The sequence below is a fragment of the Aquipuribacter hungaricus genome, from assembly GCF_037860755.1.
Lineage (GTDB): Bacteria > Actinomycetota > Actinomycetes > Actinomycetales > JBBAYJ01 > Aquipuribacter > Aquipuribacter hungaricus.
On the sequence record NZ_JBBEOI010000224.1, the window covers coordinates 1 to 5,616 of the forward strand.

Below are 5,616 nucleotides of genomic sequence, written 5' to 3' on the forward strand. Positions count from 1 at the left end.
GCGCTCGGCCGTGCTCCAGGTGCTCGCGCAGGAGATCGAGGCGCTCGGCGCGCACGTCACCGCCGGCCCCGGCGGCGGGCTCGCCGTCGCCCGCCCCCCGCACGACCCGGGGCTGGTCGTCGACGTGGACGTCGACCACCCGGACCCCGCCCTGCTCGTCGGCCGCCGTGCCGGGCTGGCCGAGGCCGGCTGGGAGCACCGCCTCGTGGCGGCCGAGCTCGTGGCGGCCGACGTCGCCGGGGTGGCCCTGGGCCTGGTCGGCCCGCGGCCCGATGACGCCGAGGCGTTCGACGGGGACATCGTTGGTTCGGACAGCGCGACCGCTACGGCTGGTGGGACTCCGGGTGGCGCCCCTGCCCCCGACGAGACACCGGCGGGCGACGGCCTGGACCGGGCGAGCTCCGGGGCGGTCCAGGTCGCTGCCGACCCGTCGGACGACGGCGCCCAGCATGACGCCGCCACGCCTGCTCCGGGTGACTCGGGTGCCTCGACCAAGGGTGCCTCGATCGGGGTCGCTTCGAGCGATGGCGCCTCCAGCGACGGTGCCAGGGGCAATGGCGCCGACACCGCCGGGGCCGTTGGTGCCGGGGTCGACAGCGCCGGGGCTGACAGCGCCGGGGCTGACACCTCCGGGGCTGACACCTCCGGGGCTGACACCTCCGGGGCTGACACCTCCGGGGCTGACACCGCCGGGGCCACCGGCGCCGAGGTCGATGACGCCGACACCGCCGTCGTGCCCGGGACCGCGCCCGACGACGGCACCACTGGCGAGCCGCTCGACCAGGACCCAGCCCCTGGCGGTTCCGCGGCCCCGCGCGACAGTGGAACCGCCGGCCCGGTGCAGGTCGTCGACCTCCGCGGCGACTCGGGAAACCCCCGCCAGGCAGGTGCGCCGTCGACGACCGGCCCGACGCCCCCTACCCACGTGCCGTCGCGCGCCGGGCTCCGTGGCGAGCCGGTCGTCCCCGGCGTCTCCTCCGACGACACCGACCTGGGCTGGGGCGGCCGCCCGGACGGCGACGACGACGACCGCATCCTCAGGGAGCGCCCGCCCCACTGGTGACCCGGCCGGGCGCGCGTGCGCCCGGCCGGACCGTCAGCGCTGCTGCGCCCGCAGCAGGTCGCGGATCTCGGTGAGCAGCTCGACGTCCGGCGCCGGGCCCTCCTCGGCAGCGAGCTGCCCGCGGTTGCGGAGCTCGGTGAGCTTGTTCATGGGCAGCACGAACACGAAGTAGACGACGGCCGCGGTGATGAGGAACTGCAGGATGCCGCCGATGACCGCGCCGAAGTTGACGAGCGTCGCCTCGTTGCCCGCGCGCAGCAGGATAGACAGGCCGGGCACGTCCCCGCCGCCCCCCGCGGCCGCCAGCACCGGGTTGATGATGTTCTCGGTGAACGAGGCCACCAGCGCCGCGAAGGCGGTGCCGATGACCACCGCCACGGCGAGCTCGACGATGTTGCCGCGGAGGACGAAGTCCCTGAAGCCTGTGAGCATGCGGTCTCCTGGGTGGCTGGTCGCTGGCAGGGCGGCGCCGGTCGGCGCCCCCCGGTCCAGGACCCTAGCCAGGCTCCCGGGGGTCCGGTACCCCCGTCCCGGTCGTCACGGCTGGCCCCGGACGGCGACGAGCAGCGCTGTCCCTGCCCGGGCCGCCAGCGCGGCGGCCTCGCCGTCGGTCACCGCCAGGGCGATACCCGTCGCCGCGGGGGCACCCGTGAGCAGCCCGGACCCGCCGCCGCCTGCGCCGTCGACCGGTCCGGCACCGGTCAGCCCCCCGACCGCCGGCGGGCCCACGACGAGCGCCCCGTCGACGACCCGCTGCCCCGGCGGAGCCGGACCCTCGGCGAACGGGTCGGAGGCGACCGGGGACACGGCGGCGTAGACGTCGACCCGGCTGCCGGGCGGGGCGAGCGCCAGCACGGCGGGGTCAGCCGGCTGCACGGCCACCAGCACGCGGTCCACCGGCACGACGAGCCCCGGCGGGGGCAGGCCCACCGCGTCCGTGCCCGGCCCGGCGCCCAGGGCCAGGGCGGTCGCCAGCACTACGGCCACGGGGAGCAGCAGCGGCCGGGCCCGGGCGGCGGTGCGCCTCACACGCCGGCGCGACCCGGGGTCGAAGCCGACCCGGCCGGCGCCCGACGGCCACGCTGGTGTCCTCACCCGGCGATCGTGCTCGTCGCGGCGACCTTGTCGGACGGCCGACCGGGTGGCCTGTGGACGCGGCGGTCACCGGCCGCCTGTGGGTACGGCCGGCCGCCGGTCAGGCGGCGGAGGTCCCGGACGAGCCCGAGGAGCTGGACGAGGACGAGCCGGACGAGCCGGACGAGGACGAGCCGGACGAGCCGGACGAGGACGAGCCGGACGAGGACGAGCCGGACGACGACGCGGCGGCGGGAGCCTTGGCGGGGGTGCCCGTGGTGCCCGACCCGCCGGTCGACGACCCGGACGAGGAGTCCGAGGACGACGACGACGAGGACGACTCGGAGGAGCCGCCCGAGACGCTGCCGCTCGTGCCGTTGCGCGAGTCGGTCCGGTAGAAGCCCGAGCCCTTGAAGACGACGCCGACGGCGCCGAACTTCTTGCGGAGCCGTCCCTGGCACTGCGGGCACTCGGTGAGCGAGGCCTCGGAGAAGGACTGCTGGGCGTCGAACTCGTGACCGCACGCGGTGCACGCGTAGGCGTACGTCGGCACGTGGCCTCCTGGCGTCCTGGGGGCACGGGGCCCTGGTGTGGGGGCGACGACTGGCACTCAGTCGCGGCGAGTGCCAAGAGTACCGCCCCGGCGGGGACCCGGGCGCGGGCCGGCCGGGCGGCCGGTGCGCTCAGCCGGTCGCGAGGGCCAGGAACTCCTGGCGGGTGCGGGCGTCCTCGCGGACCCTGCCGAGCAGGGCCGACGTGGTAGTGCTCGAGCCCCTGGCCTGCACGCCGCGCACGGTCATGCACGTGTGCTCCGCGGACAGGACGACCCCGACGCCGCGCGGGGCGAGGTGCTCCTGCAGGTACCGGGCGATCTGCTGGGTCATCCGCTCCTGCACCTGCGGCCGCTTGGCGAACAGCTCGACGACGCGGGCGAGCTTGGACAGCCCGAGGATCCGCCCGCCGGGCAGGTAGGCGACCGTCGCGGTACCGGTGAAGGGGAGCAGGTGGTGCTCGCACACGGACGTGAAGGGGATGTCGCGGGCCACGACCATCTCGTCGTAGCCCTCGTCGTTGGCGAAGGTCGTCATCTCGAACGGCCGGGGCCGGAACATCTCGGCGTACGCGCGGGCCATCCGGTCGGGGGTCCGGTCCAGCCCCGGGGCGCTGAGGTCCATCCCGAGGGCCTCGAGGAACGCCCGTGCGGCGGCGGTCGCGGCCGGCAGGTCGGGCTCCGGCAGCGGCCCGGTGACGACCTCCGGTCCGGTCGCCGGGCGCAGCGAGCGCCGGCCGGCGGGCTGGGGGACGGTCACGTGGGCTCCCTCCGGGGCGTCGGGTCAGGGTCCGCCGCTCCGGCGTCACCGTAGCGACGCCTCAGGGCGCCTGCCTGCCCCTCGGCAGCGCCCGGCGGACCACCACGCCGCCGGCAGGGGCGTCCGGGCGGGCGACCGCGGAATGGCCGGCGTCGTCGTCGCCCCAGCTGGCGAGGCGGCCGCCCTCGCTGACGGCCCGCAGCCGCCGGTCGACCCGGTCGCGGACGGCGGGCGTGGTGACGACGAGCAGGGAGTCGCCGTGGCGCAGCGTCGTCGTGGGCGTCGGCACGACGGCGCCGTCGGGGCGGACGACGAGCGAGACGTGGGCCGGCTGCGGCAGCCGCAGCTCCTGCACGCTCACCCCGTGCAGCCGCGAGGAGTCGTGGACGTGGACCTCGAGCAGGTCTGCGCCCATCCGGCCCAGGGGGGTGCTCTCGACGTCGACGTCCTCGCTGTCCAGCCGCTCGACCAGCCCGAGCCGCCGCGCCAGCACGGGCAGCGTCGGTGCCTGCAGCAGCACGGACACCACGACGACGACGAACACGACGTCGAAGATGCGCTGCGCGCCCGGCGCGCCCTCGACGACCGGGATGGTGGCCAGGACGATCGGCACCGCCCCGCGCAGGCCCGCCCACGACAGGAACACCTGCTCCCGCCAGGGCACCCGGAACCACACCATCGACGACATCACCGACAGCGGCCGGGCGACGAGGACGAGCACCGCCGTCACCGCGAGCGCCGGCAGCACGACCCCGGGCAGCCGGGACGGGGTGACGAGCAGCCCGAGCAGGACGAACAGGCCGATCTGCGCGAGCCAGCCGAGCGAGGTCGCGAAGCCGCGGGTGGCCGCACCGTGGGGGAGCCGGCGGTTGCCGAGCACGAGGGCGGCGACGTAGACGGCGAGGAACCCGCTGCCGTGGACGAGGTGCGCGGCCCCGTAGGCGATGCCGACCGCGGCGACGACGGCCAGCGGGAACGGCCCGGACACCGGCGTCGCCAGCCGCGACAGCACGGCCGCGCCGAGCCAGCCCACCGCCACCCCGACGACGAGCCCGATGACCAGCGCGGCCGCGGCCAGCAGGACGGCCAGCCACCACGGCTCTCCCTCCTGCCCTGTCGCGGACGCCGTGAGGGCGATGACGGCCAGCACGGCCGGGGCGTCGTTGAACCCGGACTCGGCCTCGAGCATCCCCACCACGCGGCGGGGCAGCCGCACCGAGCGCAGCACGGAGAACACGGCGGCGGAGTCGGTGCTGGCGACCACGGCCCCGAGCAGCATCGAGGTCAGCAGGTCGAGGTCGAGCAGCAGCCAGGCCCCCACGCCGGTGACGAGGAACGACACGCACGTGCCGACCGTGGCCAGCAGCGAGGCCGGGGCCAGGGACGACCGGATCGACTCCCACCGGGTGGTGAGCCCGCCCTCGGCGAGGATGAGCCCGAGCGCGACGTACCCGGCGTCCTGCGCGAGCTGCTGGTCGTCGAAGGGGATGCCGAGGACGTCCTCGCCGAGCACGATGCCGAGGCCCAGGTAGAGCAGGAGCGACGGCAGACCGGTCCGGGTCGACAGCCGGACCGCGGCGACCGCCGCGATGAGCACGACCGCCCCGACGACCAGGACGAGCTCTGGCGCGACGGTCATCAGAGGTCCTCCTGCCGGTCGGCCTGGCCTGGTATCGGTCGGTCGGTCGGGGGACGGGGCGACGGCGGTGCTGCCGGCGTCGTCCGTGAGGAGGTCCGGGGCGGTCCGTGTGCGAGCGGGAGGCCCCGGGAACCCGTCCGGGCCCCAGGGTACGGGAACGAGGCCTCCCCGGGCCGGGACCGACCAGCGAATCAGCGGAGCAGGACCACCCCGGACGGCGTGAGGGCCCCGTGCACGGCGACGTCGTGCGGTTCGCGCGGCAGCAGGTCGTCGAGGACCTCGTCGTCGTGGACGACGGCGAGGACCAGCGGGCCTCCCTCGCCCGGTCGACGGCCCGGGGCCGTGTGCGCGCGGGCCAGCGCGCGGTCGTAGGACCCGCCGCCCTGGCCCAGCCGGGTGCCGGCCCGGTCGACCGCGAGCGCCGGCACCAGGACGAGGTCGCACGAGGCCACCGCCGCGGTCCCGAGCCGCGGGCCGCCGGGACCCCGGTCCGGGGTCTGTCCAGCGGCGGGGCCGTCGCCGTCGACGAG

7 protein-coding genes and 1 pseudogene are annotated in these 5,616 nt (G+C 76.7%); 2 read left to right on the forward strand and 6 right to left on the reverse strand.

Annotated elements, in window-relative coordinates:
* Positions 1-1,063: hypothetical protein (locus WCS02_RS16675; RefSeq protein ID WP_422665431.1), on the forward strand; the 1,063-nt coding region annotated here is incomplete at its 5' end.
* Between the two features lie 33 nt (positions 1,064-1,096).
* On the opposite strand, the gene mscL is transcribed toward WCS02_RS16675, so the two are convergent.
* On the reverse strand, positions 1,097-1,495 hold the full coding sequence (gene mscL, locus WCS02_RS16680) for a large conductance mechanosensitive channel protein MscL (RefSeq protein WP_340295277.1): 399 nt from the start codon (positions 1,493-1,495) through the stop codon (positions 1,097-1,099).
* Positions 1,496-1,600: 105 nt separating this feature from the next.
* Complete coding sequence (locus WCS02_RS16685) at positions 1,601-2,158, reverse strand: hypothetical protein (RefSeq protein ID WP_340295279.1); 558 nt, start codon at positions 2,156-2,158, stop codon at positions 1,601-1,603.
* A gap of 53 nt (positions 2,159-2,211) precedes the next feature.
* Between WCS02_RS16685 and WCS02_RS16690 the strand changes: the two genes are divergently transcribed.
* Complete coding sequence (locus tag WCS02_RS16690; RefSeq protein ID WP_340295287.1) at positions 2,212-2,535, forward strand: hypothetical protein; 324 nt, start codon at positions 2,212-2,214, stop codon at positions 2,533-2,535.
* 14 nt (positions 2,536-2,549) lie between these two features.
* Here the strand turns inward: WCS02_RS16690 and WCS02_RS16695 are convergent.
* The 4 genes and pseudogenes from WCS02_RS16695 to WCS02_RS16710 form a co-directional block, all read right to left on the reverse strand.
* Positions 2,550-2,747, reverse strand: a pseudogene (locus WCS02_RS16695) (FmdB family zinc ribbon protein); the annotation flags it as partial.
* 73 nt (positions 2,748-2,820) lie between these two features.
* A complete protein-coding gene (folE, locus tag WCS02_RS16700) occupies positions 2,821-3,447 on the reverse strand; it encodes a GTP cyclohydrolase I FolE (RefSeq protein ID WP_340295281.1) in 627 nt (208 codons plus the stop codon).
* A gap of 61 nt (positions 3,448-3,508) precedes the next feature.
* Entirely contained in the window at positions 3,509-5,086 is a 1,578-nt protein-coding gene (locus WCS02_RS16705; protein WP_340295283.1) for a potassium/proton antiporter, read from the reverse strand.
* 191 nt (positions 5,087-5,277) lie between these two features.
* A partial coding sequence (locus WCS02_RS16710) for a 5-formyltetrahydrofolate cyclo-ligase (protein ID WP_340295285.1) occupies positions 5,278-5,616 on the reverse strand: 339 nt, incomplete at its 5' end.